The 16,001-nt window shown below is 71.7% G+C and carries 15 protein-coding genes; 12 read left to right on the forward strand and 3 right to left on the reverse strand.

Annotation, left to right across the window (positions count from 1 at the left end):
* The first annotated feature begins 14 nt into the window (after positions 1 to 14).
* The 3 genes from ACIPJ2_RS15455 to ccsB are packed head-to-tail and all read left to right on the forward strand — an operon-like array spanning position 15 to position 3,437.
* Complete coding sequence (locus tag ACIPJ2_RS15455; RefSeq protein ID WP_281267612.1) at positions 15 to 713, forward strand: cytochrome c biogenesis CcdA family protein; 699 nt, start codon at positions 15 to 17, stop codon at positions 711 to 713.
* On the forward strand, positions 697 to 2,436 hold the full coding sequence (locus ACIPJ2_RS15460) for a cytochrome c biogenesis protein ResB (protein ID WP_402729554.1): 1,740 nt from the start codon (positions 697 to 699) through the stop codon (positions 2,434 to 2,436). The genes ACIPJ2_RS15455 and ACIPJ2_RS15460 overlap by 17 nt, the downstream gene beginning before the upstream one ends.
* A gap of 2 nt (positions 2,437 to 2,438) precedes the next feature.
* Positions 2,439 to 3,437, forward strand: a complete 999-nt coding sequence (gene ccsB / locus ACIPJ2_RS15465) for a c-type cytochrome biogenesis protein CcsB (RefSeq protein ID WP_281267611.1) — start codon at positions 2,439 to 2,441, stop codon at positions 3,435 to 3,437.
* 305 nt (positions 3,438 to 3,742) lie between these two features.
* Here ccsB and ACIPJ2_RS15470 read toward each other — a convergent pair whose 3' ends face one another.
* Complete coding sequence (locus tag ACIPJ2_RS15470) at positions 3,743 to 4,735, reverse strand: o-succinylbenzoate synthase (protein WP_402729555.1); 993 nt, start codon at positions 4,733 to 4,735, stop codon at positions 3,743 to 3,745.
* A gap of 119 nt (positions 4,736 to 4,854) precedes the next feature.
* On the opposite strand from ACIPJ2_RS15470, the gene ACIPJ2_RS15475 reads away from it, so the two are divergent.
* Genes ACIPJ2_RS15475 through ACIPJ2_RS15490 form a run of 4 tightly spaced genes read left to right on the forward strand, consistent with a single transcriptional unit; the run spans position 4,855 to position 8,421 of the window.
* The gene (locus tag ACIPJ2_RS15475; RefSeq protein ID WP_402729556.1) at positions 4,855 to 5,274 is read left to right on the forward strand and encodes a hypothetical protein; all 420 of its coding nucleotides are present in this window, start codon (positions 4,855 to 4,857) and stop codon (positions 5,272 to 5,274) included.
* Between the two features lie 50 nt (positions 5,275 to 5,324).
* Entirely contained in the window at positions 5,325 to 6,254 is a 930-nt protein-coding gene (locus tag ACIPJ2_RS15480; protein ID WP_402729557.1) for a 1,4-dihydroxy-2-naphthoyl-CoA synthase, read from the forward strand.
* 13 nt (positions 6,255 to 6,267) lie between these two features.
* Positions 6,268 to 7,401 (forward strand): AMP-binding protein, encoded by a 1,134-nt coding sequence (locus ACIPJ2_RS15485; protein WP_402729558.1) that lies wholly within the window; start codon positions 6,268 to 6,270, stop codon positions 7,399 to 7,401.
* A 24-nt stretch (positions 7,402 to 7,425) separates the two neighbouring features.
* Complete coding sequence (locus ACIPJ2_RS15490) at positions 7,426 to 8,421, forward strand: 1,4-dihydroxy-2-naphthoate polyprenyltransferase (RefSeq protein ID WP_402729559.1); 996 nt, start codon at positions 7,426 to 7,428, stop codon at positions 8,419 to 8,421.
* Between the two features lie 22 nt (positions 8,422 to 8,443).
* On the opposite strand, the gene ACIPJ2_RS15495 is transcribed toward ACIPJ2_RS15490, so the two are convergent.
* Positions 8,444 to 8,761 (reverse strand): DUF4229 domain-containing protein, encoded by a 318-nt coding sequence (locus ACIPJ2_RS15495; RefSeq protein ID WP_402729560.1) that lies wholly within the window; start codon positions 8,759 to 8,761, stop codon positions 8,444 to 8,446.
* Between the two features lie 65 nt (positions 8,762 to 8,826).
* Between ACIPJ2_RS15495 and ACIPJ2_RS15500 the strand changes: the two genes are divergently transcribed.
* Together ACIPJ2_RS15500 and menD are read left to right on the forward strand one after the other, a co-directional pair.
* The gene (locus ACIPJ2_RS15500; protein WP_402729561.1) at positions 8,827 to 9,180 is read left to right on the forward strand and encodes a PLD nuclease N-terminal domain-containing protein; all 354 of its coding nucleotides are present in this window, start codon (positions 8,827 to 8,829) and stop codon (positions 9,178 to 9,180) included.
* A gap of 4 nt (positions 9,181 to 9,184) precedes the next feature.
* Positions 9,185 to 10,900 carry a 2-succinyl-5-enolpyruvyl-6-hydroxy-3-cyclohexene-1-carboxylic-acid synthase gene (menD, locus tag ACIPJ2_RS15505; RefSeq protein WP_402729562.1) on the forward strand — a complete coding sequence of 572 codons (1,716 nt, stop codon included), beginning with the start codon at positions 9,185 to 9,187 and terminating at the stop codon, positions 10,898 to 10,900.
* A gap of 272 nt (positions 10,901 to 11,172) precedes the next feature.
* Here the strand turns inward: menD and ACIPJ2_RS15510 are convergent, their stop codons facing one another.
* Entirely contained in the window at positions 11,173 to 12,432 is a 1,260-nt protein-coding gene (locus ACIPJ2_RS15510) for an isochorismate synthase MenF (protein WP_402729563.1), read from the reverse strand.
* An 86-nt stretch (positions 12,433 to 12,518) separates the two neighbouring features.
* On the opposite strand from ACIPJ2_RS15510, the gene ACIPJ2_RS15515 reads away from it, so the two are divergent.
* Genes ACIPJ2_RS15515 through ACIPJ2_RS15525 form a run of 3 tightly spaced genes read left to right on the forward strand, consistent with a single transcriptional unit; the run spans position 12,519 to position 15,871 of the window.
* Positions 12,519 to 13,310: a demethylmenaquinone methyltransferase gene (locus tag ACIPJ2_RS15515; RefSeq protein ID WP_281265142.1), complete on the forward strand. Its 792-nt coding sequence runs from the start codon at positions 12,519 to 12,521 to the stop codon at positions 13,308 to 13,310.
* A gap of 44 nt (positions 13,311 to 13,354) precedes the next feature.
* Complete coding sequence (locus ACIPJ2_RS15520; protein ID WP_402729564.1) at positions 13,355 to 14,431, forward strand: polyprenyl synthetase family protein; 1,077 nt, start codon at positions 13,355 to 13,357, stop codon at positions 14,429 to 14,431.
* Positions 14,432 to 14,488: 57 nt separating this feature from the next.
* Positions 14,489 to 15,871: an FAD-dependent oxidoreductase gene (locus ACIPJ2_RS15525; protein WP_402729565.1), complete on the forward strand. Its 1,383-nt coding sequence runs from the start codon at positions 14,489 to 14,491 to the stop codon at positions 15,869 to 15,871.
* The last annotated feature ends 130 nt before the right edge of the window (positions 15,872 to 16,001 follow it).

Genomic DNA, 16,001 nt, shown 5'->3' on the forward strand with positions numbered 1-16,001 from the left:
TCCTCAGCGGGCAGATGCTCGTCGCCCTCCCGGTGGCGCTGCTCGCCGGGCTCGTCTCGTTCCTGTCGCCGTGCGTGCTGCCCCTCGTCCCCGGGTACCTCGGGTACGTCGGCGGTGTCGCCGAGGGCGGACGGGGACGCGGCCGCGTCGTGCTCGGGGTGCTGCTCTTCGTCCTCGGCTTCACGGCGGTGTTCGTCGCCTACACGACGGTGTTCGGTGCGCTCGGGTTCTGGCTCGTCCGCTGGCGCGACCTCATCACGCAGGTCCTCGGTGTCGTGGTGATCGTGATGGGCCTGGTGTTCGTCGGCCGCTTCACGTTCCTCCAGCGCACCCTGAAGCCGTCGTGGACCCCAGCGACCGGCCTCGTCGGCGCGCCGCTCCTCGGCATCGTGTTCGGCCTCGGCTGGACTCCGTGCCTCGGCCCGACGCTCGCCGCGATCAACCTGCTCAGCGTGCAGTCCGGCAGCGCCTGGCAGGGGATGTGGCTCGGCGTCGCGTACTGCCTGGGCCTCGGCATCCCGTTCCTGCTCGTCGCGCTCGGCGCTGGCTGGGCCTCCGGAGCGATCCGCGTCGTCAAGCGCCACATGCGCATCGTCAACATCATCGGAGGAGCGATCCTGATCGTCATCGGTCTGCTCATGGTCACCGGTATCTGGTCGGCCGTCATGTCGAGCGTGGGGGCGGTGATCCAGAGCTATGTCCCGGCAGTCTGAGTCCGAGAACGACCTCACCGGCACCGACCAGGCGACGAACGAGGGCGCCGACACCGCATCCGACCCGCAGCGGCCGTCCGACCACGTCGACGGCACCGCGGCGGCGGCGACCGACGCCGGCGTGAACCAGCCGAAGCTCGGCTTCGTCGGGTACGTACGCTTCTTCTGGCGCCAGCTGACGAGCATGCGGACCGCGCTGTTCCTGCTGATGATGCTCGCCCTCGCGGCGATCCCGGGGTCCCTCGTGCCGCAGCGCACGGCGGACCCGAACGGCGTCGTGCAGTACAAGGCCGACCACGCGACGCTCTACCCGATCCTCGACAAGCTCCAGGTCTTCGACACCTACACCTCGGTGTGGTTCTCCGCGATCTACCTGCTGCTCTTCGTGTCGCTCATCGGCTGCATCGTGCCCCGCACCCGGCACCACTGGCAGGCGCTCCGCACCCGCCCACCGAAGACGCCGGTCCGCCTGACGCGACTCGCTGGATTCCGCACCGTGGCGGTCGAACCGGACACGATGGCGGACGGCGCGACCGGGACGGACGCGGCCACGGGCCTCCCGTCCGTCGACCGCGCGGTCACGCGCGCCATGGCGCTCCTGAAGCGCTCCGGGTACCGCGTCGAGCGCTTCGGTGACTCGGTGAGCGCGGAGCGCGGTTACCTGCGCGAGACGGGCAACCTCGTCTTCCACGCGGCGCTCGTCGGCGTGCTGATCGCCGTCGGCATCGGCGGCGGCTTCGGGTACACCGGCCAGCGGCTCCTCGTGGAAGGCCAGACGTTCTCGAACGTGCTCGGCTCGTACGACTCGTTCAATCCCGGTCGCTGGTTCAACCAGGAGCAGCTCAAGGGCTACAACCTGACCCTCGACAAGTTCGTCACGAAGTACGAGGAGCGGAACCTCAACGCCCTCGGCCAGGCGACGGACTACTCGGCGACGGTGACGAGCAAGGAGAAGGGCGGCGAGTCGAAGACCAGCCGCCTCGGCGTCAACGAACCGCTCTCCATCGGCGGCACGAACGTCTACCTGCTCGGCAACGGGTACGCGATGAACGTGACCGTGCGCGACGGCGACGGGAACGTGGCGTTCCAGGACGTCGTGCCGTTCCTCCCCGCTGACGCGAACTACACCTCCACCGGCGTCATCAAGGTCCCGGACGCGTCGCCGGACCAGCTCGGCATGGTCGGGTTCTTCTACCCGACGGCGGTGAAGCAGACGACCGGCGCGTACGCCTCGACGTACCCGGACATCGAGAACCCGCTGCTCTCGCTGCAGGTCTACACGGGCGACCTCGGGCTCGACGACGGTGTGCCGCGGAGCGTCTACCAGCTCGACACCAAGGGGCTGAAACAGATCGCCGGCACCAAGGCGGACACCGCGAGCATCCAGCTGAAGCCCGGGCAGACGAAGAAACTGCCGGGTGACGCCGGGTCGATCACGTTCGACGGCGTCAAGCGGTACGTGTCGCTCGACGTGCACCACGACCCGTCGCAGCTCTTCGTCGGTGGCTTCGCGGTGCTCGCCGTGCTCGGCCTCCTCACCTCGCTCTTCGTCCCGCGTCGTCGCGTCTGGGTGAAGGTCGTGCCCAGGACGGGCGCGGCGAACGGCGAGTACGACCTCGAGTACGCGGGCCTCGCCCGCGGCGAGGACCCCAATCTCGAGCGTGCCGTCGGCGAGATCGCCACGCGGCACACGTCGGACCTCGGAGTTAGGATGCCCCAGTGAACATGACGGAGAACCTCGCGACCTACTCGGTCGTGCTCACGTACTCGGCGATGGCCGTCTACGTGATCGCGTTCATCTCGTTCGCGCTGGACATGGCCAAGCGTGCGGGCGAGGTGTCCGTCGCGACCGACACGCAGTCCGTGACGGCGCAGCAGCAGGGCGCCGCGAAGACGGTCGCCACCGTCCAGGGCGGTACCGTCGTGCTCGAGCGGGTGGAGGCACCGGCGAAGACCGGCTCCGGCCGTCGTGGCACCCGGTTCGAACGGGTCGGCATGGCGATGACGATCCTCGCGCTCATCCTGCACGTCGGCTCGATCGTGCTCCGTGGCATCGCGGCCGACCGTGTGCCGTGGGGCAACATGTTCGAGTTCTCCCTGACCGGCACCGGGCTGATCGTGCTGATCTTCCTGCTGGTGCAGCTCTGGCAGAACCTGAAGTTCCTCGGCGTCTTCATCACGGGCCTCACGCTCATCCTGCTCGGCATCGCGACGGTCAACTACTACGTGCCCGTGGTGCCCCTCCAGCCGGCGCTGCAGTCGTACTGGCTCGTCATCCACGTGTTCGTGGCGATCGCCGGCACCGGGTTCTTCGCGCTCGGCGCCGGGCTCGCGGTGGCGCAGCTCGTGCAGACCTACCGGCTCGGGCACCCGGCCGTGTCCAAGAAGATCCGCTTCATGGAGACGCTGCCGGACGCCGACCGGCTCGAGGTCCTGACCTACCGCGTGCTCCTCGTCGGCTTCGTCCTCTGGACCTTCACGCTCATCGCCGGTGCGATCTGGGCCGAGCGTGCCTGGGGTCGCTACTGGGGCTGGGACACGAAGGAAGTCTGGACGTTCATCATCTGGGTCGTCTACGCCGGGTACATCCACGCGCGTGCGACCCGTGGGTGGCGCGGCGCGCGGTCGTCGTGGCTGGCGCTCATCGGGTTCGCGGCGGTCATGTTCAACTTCTCCGTCGTGAACGTGTTCTTCAAGGGCCTGCACAGCTACTCCGGTCTGTGAGCGTCGTCCGCCGCTGATGCGGCGCACCGGCATGGAGGCTCGGTGCAGGTCCGCCTCCGGGCCCGGCTCGGGCCTGCCCGAGTGGTCGCTCGGGACTGCCCGAGCGGTCGCAACACCTCGTCGGTTTGTCGCCGAGTGGTCGCAACACCCCGTCGGTTTGTCGCCGAGTGGTCAGGGCCCGTCGTTCTGCGGACCAGCGACCGACAGATGGTGACCGCCCAGGGGATGTGAGCGGGGTGTCGTGACCGGTCAGGGGCGGGACGTCAGGGGCGGGACGTCAGGGGCGGGACGTCAGGAGCGGGACGTCAAGAGCGGGTCGGAGCGGCAACGAGCAGGGCGTGCACCCGCTCGAGCCGGGAACGCCACCACGCGGTGCGCGCGGGCGACGCGGCGAACCGGGCCACCAGGGGAGGTGCGGCGTCCACGCGACGCACCCCGATCCTCCCGTCCGCCGGCAGGAGCGGATCGGGCGTGACGTCCCCCTCGAACATCGCCGCGGTCCCGAGCCCCGCGGCGTAGCCGGGTGACATCGCGGCCGCGGCGAGGAACGCCCCCATCCCGAGCCCGACCGACGTGTCGAGTGCGCTGGACACGACGCAGGGGAGCCCGGCCGACTCGATCACGGACAGCGCCGCGGTGATCCCCCCGAGCGGCTGCGCCTTCACGACGAGCACGTCGGCGGCCCCGGCCCGCGCGACGGCCAGCGGGTCCGAGGCCTTGCGGACGCTCTCGTCCGCAGCGATCGGCACGCCGAGGCCGGCGATCCGCGATCGGAGCGCTGCGAGTTCCGGGACCGTGCGGCAGGGCTGCTCGGCGTACTGCAGGTCGTACGGGGCGAGCCGCTCGAGCGCCTCCGCGGACTGGTCCACGGTCCACAGGCCGTTCGCATCGACCCGCACGGACGCGGCCCGGCCCATCACCCGACGGACCTCGGCGACCCGCGCCACGTCGTCGTCGATCGTCGTCCCGGGCTCAGCCACCTTGACCTTCGCGGTCGTGCACCCGGGGTAGCGCGCCAGGAGCCCGGCGACGGCACCCGGCTCGATCGCGGGGACGGTGGCGTTGACGGGGACGGACGCCGCGGCGGGGACGTGCTCCGTCCAGCCGAAGTCGATCGCTCCGCGCAGCCAGGCAGCCGCTTCGGCGTCGTCGTACTCCACGAACGGGGAGAACTCGGTCCATCCGGCCGGACCGCGGAGGACCATCGCCTCGCGCGTGGTGATCCCGCGGAAGCGGACCCGCATCGGGAGGGCGACGACGTGGGCGTCGGCGAGGAGTTCGGAAAGGGCGGGGAGCACACGGACATCTTCGTCCAGCGGACCTCACAGTTCCTCGGAGGGGACCGCCAGGGCAGAGCATTAGCATGCATCGGTCGGCCTCGGTCGGCTCCGATCCGCCGCGACCAGAGGGAGGCTCCGTGACGTCCAACCCGCACCAGCGGTCGTCACGCAGCACGCCCGGCGGGGGCAGCGACGAGTTCGCCCGCCTCATGCGCAGCAACACCGTCGACGTCCGGGCGAAGACCGCCACACGGCGCCGCAAGAACCCCCTCGTCGGCAAGATCGCCTTCGGCCTCGCCATCGCCTCGGCCGCCGTCGACGCCAGCGCCTTCGCGGTGTTCATGGGCGGCGACACGACCTTCGCGTTCGGCATCTGCTTCGTCGTCGTGTTCCTGACGCTCGTCGCCGCCGTCCTCGGGTTCATCGCCGCGGTCGGCGGGTTCGGCCGGTGGTACGGCTCCATCGGCGTCGTGGTCGCGTTCTTCGCGAACCCGGTGATCCTCATCGTGCTCGTCGTCATGGTCGCCCCGGAGCTCCTCACCGACATGGGGGCGTGAGCGCCTCGGCGACAGGGCGGGGCGTAGGGCTCCGGCGATAGGTTGGGTGCATGCCCGACACCGTGTCCGACCTGTTCGACCCCGACGTCTGGACGACCGCCCCCGCAGCGGCGTCGTTCACCGACATCACGTACCACAAGCACGTCTCGCACGGGATCGTCCGCATCGCGTTCGACCGTCCAGAGGTCCGGAACGCCTTCCGCCCCCGCACGGTGGACGAGCTCTACCGCGCCCTCGACGACGCCCGCCAAGACCCCCGCGTCGGCGTCGTCCTGCTCACCGGCAACGGCCCGAGCCCGAAGGACGGCGGCTGGGCGTTCTGCTCCGGCGGTGACCAGCGCATCCGCGGTCGCAGCGGCTACCAGTACGTCGGTGACGAGGGCGCCCCGCCGGAGGGCGTGGACCCGGCAGCAGCCCAGGCGTCGATGGGTCGGCTGCACATCCTCGAGGTCCAGCGACTGATCCGCATGATGCCGAAGGTCGTCATCGCCGTGGTCCCCGGGTGGGCGGCCGGCGGCGGTCACTCGTTGCACGCCATCTGCGACCTGACGATCGCGAGCGCCGAGCACGGGAAGTTCAAGCAGACCGATGCCGACGTCGGGTCGTTCGACGGCGGGTACGGCAGCGCCTACTACGCCAAGCAGATCGGCCAGAAGTTCGCGCGAGAGGTGTTCTTCCTGGCGCAGGAGTACTCGGCACAGCGCGCGTACGAGATGGGCGCCGTGAACGCCGTCGTGCCGCACGCCGACCTCGAGCGCGAGGCGATCCGCTGGGGCGAGATCATCCTCGGCAAGTCCCCGACGGCGATCCGGATGCTCAAGTACGCCTTCAACGCGGTCGACGACGGCATGGTCGGCCAGCAGGTCTTCGCCGGCGAGGCCACCCGCCTCGCCTACGGCACCGACGAGGCCGTCGAGGGCCGCGACTCGTTCCTCGAGAAGCGCGCGCCCGAGTGGACGTCCTTCCCCTGGCACTACTGATGCGGCGTCCCTGATGCCCCGCCCCCTGGTCCGGCTCGACGCGTCGGACCCGCTGACCGTGCTGCGCGGCCTGGAGGCTGCCCTCGCCGGCGGTCCCGCACTGCTCCCCGTCGCCGAGGGCGTTCCCGCCCTGCCGACCCCGGCTCCGGCTGACGTCGAGCAGCGGGTCGCCCTCGTCGTCGAGACGAGCGGTTCCACCGGCACCGGCAAACGTGTGGCGCTGTCCTCCGAGGCGCTCCTCGCTGGCGCGGCCGCAGCCGACGCCGCCCTCGGTGGACCCGGCGGGTGGGTGCTCGCGCTGCCGACCCACTACATCGCCGGCCTCAACGTGCTCACGCGGTCGATCGCGGCGGGCACGACCCCGTCGGTCGTCGCTCCCGGGCACTTCGAGGCCGGGGCGTTCGCGGACGCCGCCGATCGGCTCGCGACCGGTCCGGCTGCACCGCGTCGGTACACGTCGCTCGTGCCGGTCCAGCTCGCCCGCGTGCTCGACGACCCTCGTGCGACGGCAGCGCTGGCGGGGTTCGACGCGGTCCTCGTCGGCGGTCAGTCGACCCCGGGACCGCTGCGGGAACGCGCGGTGGCGGCCGGTGTGCACGTCGTCACCACGTACGGCGCGAGCGAGACGAGTGGCGGTTGCGTCTACGACGGACAGCCGTTCGGCACCGTCCGCACGGAGCTCGTCGACGGCGAGCTCCTGCTGCACGGCCCCATGCTCGCGGAGGGGTACCTCGGCGACGCGGACCGGACCGCGGCGACGTTCGTCGAGCGTGACGGGCTCCGGTGGTACCGCACGGGCGACGCGGCGACGCTCGACGACGGCCGGGTCCGAGTGCTCGGCCGGCTCGACGACGTGATCATCTCGGGCGGCGAGAAGGTCCCGCTCGGACTGGTCGAGCGTCACGTCCGGGAGCTCCCCGGGCAGGACGCCGCGGTGGTCACCCGTCGGGACTCGGGGGAGTGGGGCGAGGTCCCCGTCGTCGTGACGGCGACACCGCTCGACCTCGACACGGTCCGTGCCCACGTCGGTGCGGCACTCGGACGCGCGGCGAGGCCCGCCGAGGTCGTGGTCGTCGACCGCGTGCCGATGCTCGCGTCCGGCAAGCCCGACCGGCGGGCGATCCGAGCACTCGTCGCCGATCGATAGCTCCCACGAATAGGATTGACGGTCGTGGCACGAGCGAAGAACGAGACGCACAAGCAGGGCAGGTCGGGCAACCCGGCCAAGGCGGCCGCCCCGGCACGGACCCGCGGTCGCGCGACCGCACGCGACTGGATCGGCGGGGCACGGCTCCGCACCCTGACGCTCGGTGTCGTCCCGGTCGTGCTCGGCACCACGGTGGGCTTCGTCGACAGCGGCATCGCCGGTGACTTCGGCGCCTTCCTCGCGAAGGACGGCCACCTCACCATCGCCGTGCTCGCGCTCCTCGTCGCCCTGTTCCTGCAGATCGGCGTGAACTACAGCAACGACTACTCGGACGGCGTCCGCGGGACCGACGAGTTCCGCGTGGGCCCCGCCCGGCTCACGGGCGCCGGCCTCGCCAAGCCCCGCACGGTGCTCACGGTCGCCCTGACGTTCTTCGGGCTCGCCGCCGTCGCCGGCATCGTCATCGTGGTCCTCACCCAGCTCTGGTGGCTGCTGATCGTCGGCGCCGCAGCGATCGTCGCCGCGTGGTTCTACACCGGCGGCAAGAAGCCGTACGGGTACAACGCGCTCGGCGAGGTCTTCGTCTTCGTCTTCTTCGGTCTCGTCGCCGTGCTCGGGACCGAGTACGTGCTCATCGGCCGGGTCACCGCGAGTGGCTGGGCAGCGGCCGTCGCCGCCGGGTTCTTCGCCTGCGCCGTCCTGATGGTCAACAACATCCGTGACATCGACGAGGACCGGCTCGCCGGCAAGCGGACCCTGGCGGTCACCGTCGGACTGCCGATCGCCCGCGTGCTCTACGGCCTGTTCCTGCTGCTGCCGTACGTGCTGCTCATCTGGTTCGTGCTGCTGTACTTCCGGACCGGCTTCACGTACTTCTCGCTGCTGCTGGCGCTGCCGGCACTCGCGATCGGGGTGTCGTCCCGCAAGCCGCGCGAGCTCATCACCGCGCTGCAGCTGTCGTCGTTCGGATCGTTGGCCTACGGCGTCGTGCTCGGCGTCACGCTCGCGCTGCAGCCGTAGCCGCAGGCCGGGGCGGAACGGGTCAGTCGGTGGGGTGCGCGCGGCGCTCCGCGTGACGGTCGGCGTCCGACACCGGGGCGTCCACGTCGGTGTCGGACGCCGAGACGAAGTCGTCCTCGAAGTCCGAGTCGGCGTCCCGCTCCGGACGGCCGCGTCGGTTCGCCATGCTGGTGGTGACCTCCGAGCGGAGCTTCGGCAGCGCGATGTACGAGACGAGCAGGCCGATGAGCGCCGCACCGATCGTCGCCCAGTACCACGGGAGACCGATCACGAACAGGACGACGAGCGCCGCCGCGAAGATCCCGAGACGGGCGAGGGTGTAGACGAGCCACGCTTTCACCCGGCAAGTCTACGGACTCGCGAACCGTGAGGTCGGTCACAGCCTGGGCACCTACACTCCTCGGCATGGTCCGCTTGTGGCTCGTCGTCGTCGTCGCCGCCGTGGCGTTCACGGTCTACACGCTCATCGACTGCGCCACGATGCCGAAGCACCGCATCCGGTCCCTCGGGCGCGGACTCTGGATCCTGCTGATCGTCATCCTGCCGGTCCTCGGCGGCGTCCTCTGGTTCCTGCTCGGCAGGGCCCCGGCGGCTCCGGAGCGTGTCGCCCGGTACCGTGGTCCCGAAGACGACCCGGACTTCCTCGGTGAGCAGACTCCCGAGCGGCCCCGCACGGACAAGGACCAGGACGACGCGACCCTCCGCAACCTCGAAGAGCAGTTCCACGACACCGACGACGACGGCCGCACCGATCGCTGACGGCGTGCCGCGGGGCTCCGGCAGTCCGGCGTCCGACTTCGCCCTCGCCCTCCTGCAGGAGTTCGCCCGCGCCGGCGTCACCGACGTCGTCGTGAGCCCCGGATCCCGATCCCAGGCGCTCGCCCTCGCGGCGGTCGCCCTCGAACGTGCCGGCGGCATCACCGTGCACGTGCGACTCGACGAGCGGACGGCCGGGTTCGTCGCGCTGGGGCTCGCCGTCGAAACCGGTCGTCCCGCGCTCGTGGTCACCACGTCCGGCACCGCCGTCGCCAACCTGCACCCCGCCGTGCTCGAAGCGCACCATTCCGGCGTGCCGATGATCGTCGTGTCCGCCGACCGTCCGGCCGAACTCCGCGGGATCGGCAGCAACCAGACCACCGTCCAGTCCGGCATCTTCGCGCATGCGGTCTCGTTCGTCCGCGAGGTCGAGGCCCCGACGCAGCACGGCGTCGACGACAGCACCCGCGACACCATCCGGAGCACCGTCCGCGAGACCGTCGCCGCGGCGTCGGGAGACACCGGGCAGCCAGGGCCCGTGCAGCTGGACGTCGCCTTCCGCGAACCGCTCTCCGCGACGCTCACCGACGTCGAGGGTGTCCCGGAGGACGAGATCGACCTCGGGTTCGCCACCCGCCGCGTCCACACCGGGCTCGGCGCCGTGGAGCTCACGCCGGACGACGAGCCCGCGACCGTCGTGATCGCCGGGCACGACGCCGGCGAGGACGCCGAACGCGTGGCATGGGAGCTCGGTGCGCCGTTGCTGGCCGAGGTGTCGAGCGGAGCGCGCTTCGGGCGGAACCTGGCCGTGACCTACCGCGAGCTGCTGCGCGACCCGGAGTTCGGCGGCCGGGTCCGCCGTGCCGTCGTGCTCGGCCACCCGACGCTCAGCCGCGAGGTCCCGGCGCTCCTGCAGCGCGACGACGTCGAGGTGGTGACCGTCCGCGGGGCCGGAGCCGACGCGTACGACCCGAGCCGAGCCTCCCGGCTGGTGTCCGACGTCACCGTCACGGGCCGGACCCGTCCGGAACACCGCGCGTGGGTGGGCCGCTGGGTGGCCGCGAGCCGTGCAGCGCTCGGCGACGGCGACGCCGGGCCGGACCTGGACGCGAAGCGGTCGGAGGACCGCGCCGAACGCAACCGGTTCCTCCGCGACGAAGTCGCACTGCGCCGCCGCCCGGTCGACCGGGCGATGCTCGCCGACGCCGTGTGGGGCGTGACCTGGCCGCACGACCGGCTGGTCCTCGGCGCGTCCCAGATCATCCGCGTGGCCGACGGTCGCGTCCCCGGCAAGAAGATCCGCGTGCACGCCAACCGCGGTCTCGCCGGCATCGACGGCACGGTGTCCACCGCGCTCGGGATCGCCGCTGCGCTCGAGCAGACGCAGGCAGCCGGCGGGACGACCCGCGTGCTCCTCGGGGACCTGACGTTCCTGCACGACCTCGGGGCGTTCGTCACCGGGACCGAGGAACGCACCAGCCGCGTGCAGGTCGTCGTCGGCAACGACTCCGGCGGGGCGATCTTCCGCGGGCTCGAGGTCGCCGAGACCACCCCGGCGGCGGACATGCGCCGGATGATGACGACCCCGCAGCACGTCGACGTCGAGCAGGTCGTCAGGGGGCTCGGGTGGGAGTACCGCCGTGCCGCGACGTGGGGGGACCTCGAGCAGGTGCTCACCGACCCCGCCGAGCGGGTGGTCATCGAGGTGCCGCTGGCCGACTGAGCCTCGGATCGCTCCCGCCGGCGGGCGCGTCCCGACCACCGGACTGGAGGCTCGGCGCGCGTCCGGCACCGAGCCTCCAGTCCGGCGCTGGTCGCGACCAGGGCCGGGGGCCGCACCGCGCGTTCGTTGCGTCCACAACGAGCGACGGAGTCGCTGTCGTACGACAGCAACTCTGTCGCAACCACGCGCGCGCAACTGTTGCGCGCGCGTGGGAGCGACAGCGCCGTTGTCGTACGACAGCGATCCTGTCGTTCCGAGTCGGGGAGAGGCCCCTACGCCAGCGCGTCGCGGATCGGGCGGAACTTCAGCGCGGTCTCGGCGACCTCGCGCGCCGGGTCTGACTCACCGACGATGCCCGCGCCGGCCCATGCCCGCACGGCGCCGTCGTGGTCGATCTCCGCGCTCCGGAGCGCCAGCATCCACTCGCCGTCGCCCGACGCGCCCAGCCAGCCGACGGGCCCGGCGTAGCGGCCGCGGTCGACGCCTTCGAGCTCGGCCACGAGCCGGACGGCCACGTCGGTCGGGGTCCCGGCGACGGCGGCAGTCGGGTGCAGCGCGTCGGCGATGTCGAGCGACGTCGTCCCGACGGGCAGCGTCGCCTGGACGTCGCTCGCGAGGTGCCACAGATTCGGCAGCTGCAGACGGAACGGCTCCGGGTCGACCCGCAGGTCCGTGGCGAGCGGGCGGAGCGCGTCGACGAGGCTCCTGATCGCGAACGCGTGCTCGGAGACGTCCTTCGCGCTCGATGCCAGGGCCTCGGCGGCGGCGCGGTCCGACACGGCGTCGGTGCCGCGTGCCGCGCTGCCGGCGAGCACCCGGGCGGTGAGCCGCGTGCCGTCGGTGCGGGCGAGGGTCTCCGGCGTGGCTCCCACGAGGCCGTCCACGGCGAACGTGACGCACTGCGGGTAGGTGTCGGCGAGGTCGAGGAGGAGGGCACGGCGGTCGGCACCCGGGGGCAGCGAGCCGACGAGGTCCCGAGCGAGGACGACCTTCTGCGCATCGCCGGCGGTGATCCGACGGACGGCCTCGGCGACCGATGCGGCGTAGGCGTCCTCGTCGATGCGCCCGGGGGAGAACGTGACGGACAGGTGTGGTCCCACGTGCGGGACGGGCACCGAGGTCCTGGTGAACGCCAGGGGAGCGGGGTCTGCCGTGGTGTCGATCGCGGTCAGCCAGGCCTTGCCCCGGCGGCGTCCGACGACGACGCGCGGCACGATCAGCACGCTGGTCGCGGCCGAGTCGTCGGCGAACGCGAACGCGCCGAACGCGACGAGACCGGACCCGCGGAGCTGCACCGGGTCGTCGACCACCGCGCGCTCGGCGATGGTCTTCCATGCCTCCGCCGCGTCGCGCATCCTGGACGGCCCGGTGAACTCGAACCGGAGCGCCTCGCCGATGCCGACGATGCCGTCACCGTTGCGCACGAAGGCGAGCGGGGTGTCGGGGAGCGTGTGGCGGAGCACGGCGCCCGGGTCGTCGAGGATCCGGGTCGAGACCGTGAGCGGCGGGGCCGCCGTGGCGGTTCGGGTCACGGGACGATCGTACGCGCGCCGGATGGAGGAGAACGCCGCGCCGCGTGTCCCGGGAACGCACGGGACGGACCTCTAGGATTGGTCGGGTGAGTAGAGCGGACATGCACAAGCGGCCGGACGAGGTGGCGGCCATGTTCGACGACGTCGCGGAGAAGTACGACCTCACCAACGACATCCTCTCCGCCGGCAACGCCCCGCTCTGGCGGGTGGCGACCGTGCGCGCCGTCGACCCCCAACCAGGTGAGCGCGTGCTCGACATCGCCGCGGGGACGGGCACGAGCGCTGCGGCGTTCGCCAAGAAGGGTGCAGACGTCACGGCGCTCGACCTCTCCGCCGGCATGATCGCCGTCGGTCGTGAGCGCCACCCCGAGATCACCTTCGTCGAGGGCGACGCGGAGCACCTGCCCTTCGAGGACGACACGTTCGACGCCGTCACGATCTCGTTCGGCCTGCGCAACGTCAACGACCCGATGCAGGCGCTCACCGAGATGCTCCGCGTCCTGAAGCCCGGCGGCCGCGTCGTCATCTGCGAGTTCTCCACGCCGCCGCTCGCCGCCCTGCGCTTCGGGTACGGCACCTACCTCAAGCGTGTCCTGCCCGGTATCGCGAAGCTCTCGAGCAGCAACCCGGCGGCGTACAAGTACCTCGCCGAGTCGATCGAGGCGTGGCCGGACCAGCAGGTCCTCAGCCAGTGGCTCCGTGGTGTCGGCTTCACGATGGTGGCCTACCGCAACCTCACGGCCGGTATCGTCGCACTGCACCGCGGACGCAAGCCCGTCGCGGGGACGGTCCGAGAGTCCGTCGCGCGGCGCGCGAAGGCCCGTCGTGAGCACCAGGCGACCGGCGAGCAGCCGAGCGTCGAGCCGACCGACAGCTGACCGGCCCCCACCCAGACGGACTTCCCCGAAACACGGAGCAGCACTTGAACCCGAGCGTCCCGGTCGCACGCCGAGCACCGAGTCTCCGAGCGTCGCTCGGCATCGGCGAGCGGATGTTCGCCAGTCCGGCGGAGCGTCGGTTCATCACCGCGGTCGACGACGGGCTCGAGCTCGTCGAGCAGGGGCTCGAGGACGCGATGCGCTCCGCCGACACCCTCGCGGACACGACCAGCCGCTACCTGCTCTCGGCCGGGGGCAAGCGGATCCGGCCGACGCTGACGCTGCTCATCGCGCAGCTCGGCAACGGGGTGACCGACCACGTCGTGAAGGCGGCGGTGAGCGTCGAGACGACCCACCTCGCCTCGCTGTACCACGACGACGTCATGGACGAGGCCCCGGTGCGCCGCGGGGTCCCGGCAGCCCACGTCACCTACGGCAACAACGTCGCGATCCTCACCGGTGACCTGCTCTTCGCCCGGGCCAGCCTCATCACGGCGGACCTCGGGCCGGAGGGCATCCGGATGCAGGCGGAGACGTTCCAGCGCCTGTGCATGGGCCAGCTCCACGAGACCACCGGCCCCCAGCCGGACGACGACCCGCTCGAGCACTACATCCAGGTCCTCAGCGACAAGACCGGCTCCCTCATCGCGACCGCCGCCCGCGCCGGCGTGCTGTTCTCCGGTGCGGACCGCGCCTACCTCGACGCCGTCGGAACGTTCGGTGAGAAGGTCGGCGTCGCGTTCCAGCTCGTGGACGACGTCATCGACCTCGCCCCGGCGAAGGACAAGACCGGCAAGATCGCCGGCAACGACCTCCGCGCGGGCGTCGACACCCTGCCGCTGCTGCAGCTCCGCCGCCGAGCCGCGACCGACGGCGGCGCTGCCGAGCTCGTCGAGCGGATCGAGCGCGACGTCACCGGAGCTCCGGACGACGCGGTCACCACCGACGCGTACCTGTCGGCCGTCGCGGCACTCCGCGACCACGAGGCGACCGCGGCGACCCGCGCGCTGGCCGGCCAGTGGGCGGACGAAGCCGTGGTGGCCCTCGCACCGCTGCCGGACGGCGTCGTGAAGCGCGCCCTCACCCGGTTCGCCGAGTCGGTCGTGGACCGCACGCACTAGCCGAGCCGACCACACGCCCACGGGAGCACCCCACCCGAACGAAACTGGAGACGATCAGTGCCCACCCTCCGCCTCGCCATCGTCGGCGCCGGCCCCGCCGGCATCTACGCCGCGGACATCCTCCTGCGGGAAGCGCACGCGTACGACGTGTCGATCGACCTCTTCGAGCAGCTGCCGGCGCCGTACGGCCTGGTCCGCTACGGCGTCGCACCGGACCACCCCCGCATCAAGGGGATCGTGAACGCACTCCGCGACGTGCTCGACCGCGGCGACATCCGCATCTTCGGCAACGTCCGCTTCGGCGAGGACATCACCCTCGACGACCTCAAGAAGCACTACAACGCGGTCGTGTTCTCGACCGGTGCCATCAAGGACGCCGACCTCGACATCCCCGGCGTCGACCTCGAGGGCTCGTACGGTGCCGCCGACTTCGTCAGCTGGTTCGACGGCCACCCAGACGTGCCGCGCACCTGGCCGCTCACCGCGGAGAGCGTCGCGGTCATCGGCAACGGCAACGTCGCCCTCGACGTGTCGCGCATCCTCGCCAAGCACGCCGACGACCTGCTGCCGACCGAGATCCCGGACAACGTCTACGAGGGACTCAAGGCATCGCCGGTCACCGACGTCCACGTCTTCGGCCGCCGCGGCCCTGCGCAGGTGAAGTTCACCCCGCTCGAACTCCGCGAGCTGGGCGAGGTGCCGGACGTCGACATGGTCGTGTACGACGAGGACTTCGACCACGACGAGGCGTCGCTCACGGCGATCCAGACGAACAAGCAGGTCATGGTCATCAACCGTGTCCTCGAGCAGTGGCGGAAGCGCGAGCCCGGCACCGCCAGCCGTCGGCTGCACCTGCACTTCTACGCGAAGCCGCTCGAGTTCGTCGGCGAGGACGGCAAGCTGACCGCGATCCGCTACGAGCGCACCCGCCCGAACGGGCAGGGCGGCGTCGAGGGCACCGGCGAGATCCGGGAGATCCCGATCCAGGCGGCCTACCGCGCGGTCGGGTACTTCGGGTCCGAGCTCCCCGGTGTGCCGTTCGACGAGCGGCACGGCGTCATCCCGAACCACGAGGGCAAGGTCCTCGACGACGACAACGACCAGATCCCCGGCGTCTACGCGACCGGCTGGATCAAGCGCGGCCCCGTCGGGCTCATCGGTCACACGAAGTCGGACGCGATGGAGACCGTGCAGCACATCGTGGGGGACCAGGCGAGCTGGTGGACCCCGGAGGACCCGTCCCCGGAGGCGATCCCGAGGTTGCTGCGCGAGCGTGGCGTGGAGTTCACGGACCTCGAGGGGTGGCACCGGCTGGACGCGCACGAGATCGCCCTCGGCGAGCCGCACGGCCGCGCGCGCGTCAAGGTCGTCCCGCGTGACGAGATGATCGACGCGTCGCTCGGTCGCACGTCAGCCGGGCAGACCGCCGACCGGAGCTGATCCGATGACCGCCGTGGGGCCCCCCCCCCGCCCCCCCGGGGGGGGGGGGCGCCCCGGGGGGGGGGGGGGGGGCCCGGGGCCCGCCGCCCCCCCCCCCCCGGGGGGGGCCGGGGGGGGGGGGGGCGCGCCC

Origin of the sequence: Curtobacterium sp. NPDC090217 (assembly GCF_044746705.1) — a bacterium.
Lineage (GTDB): Bacteria > Actinomycetota > Actinomycetes > Actinomycetales > Microbacteriaceae > Curtobacterium.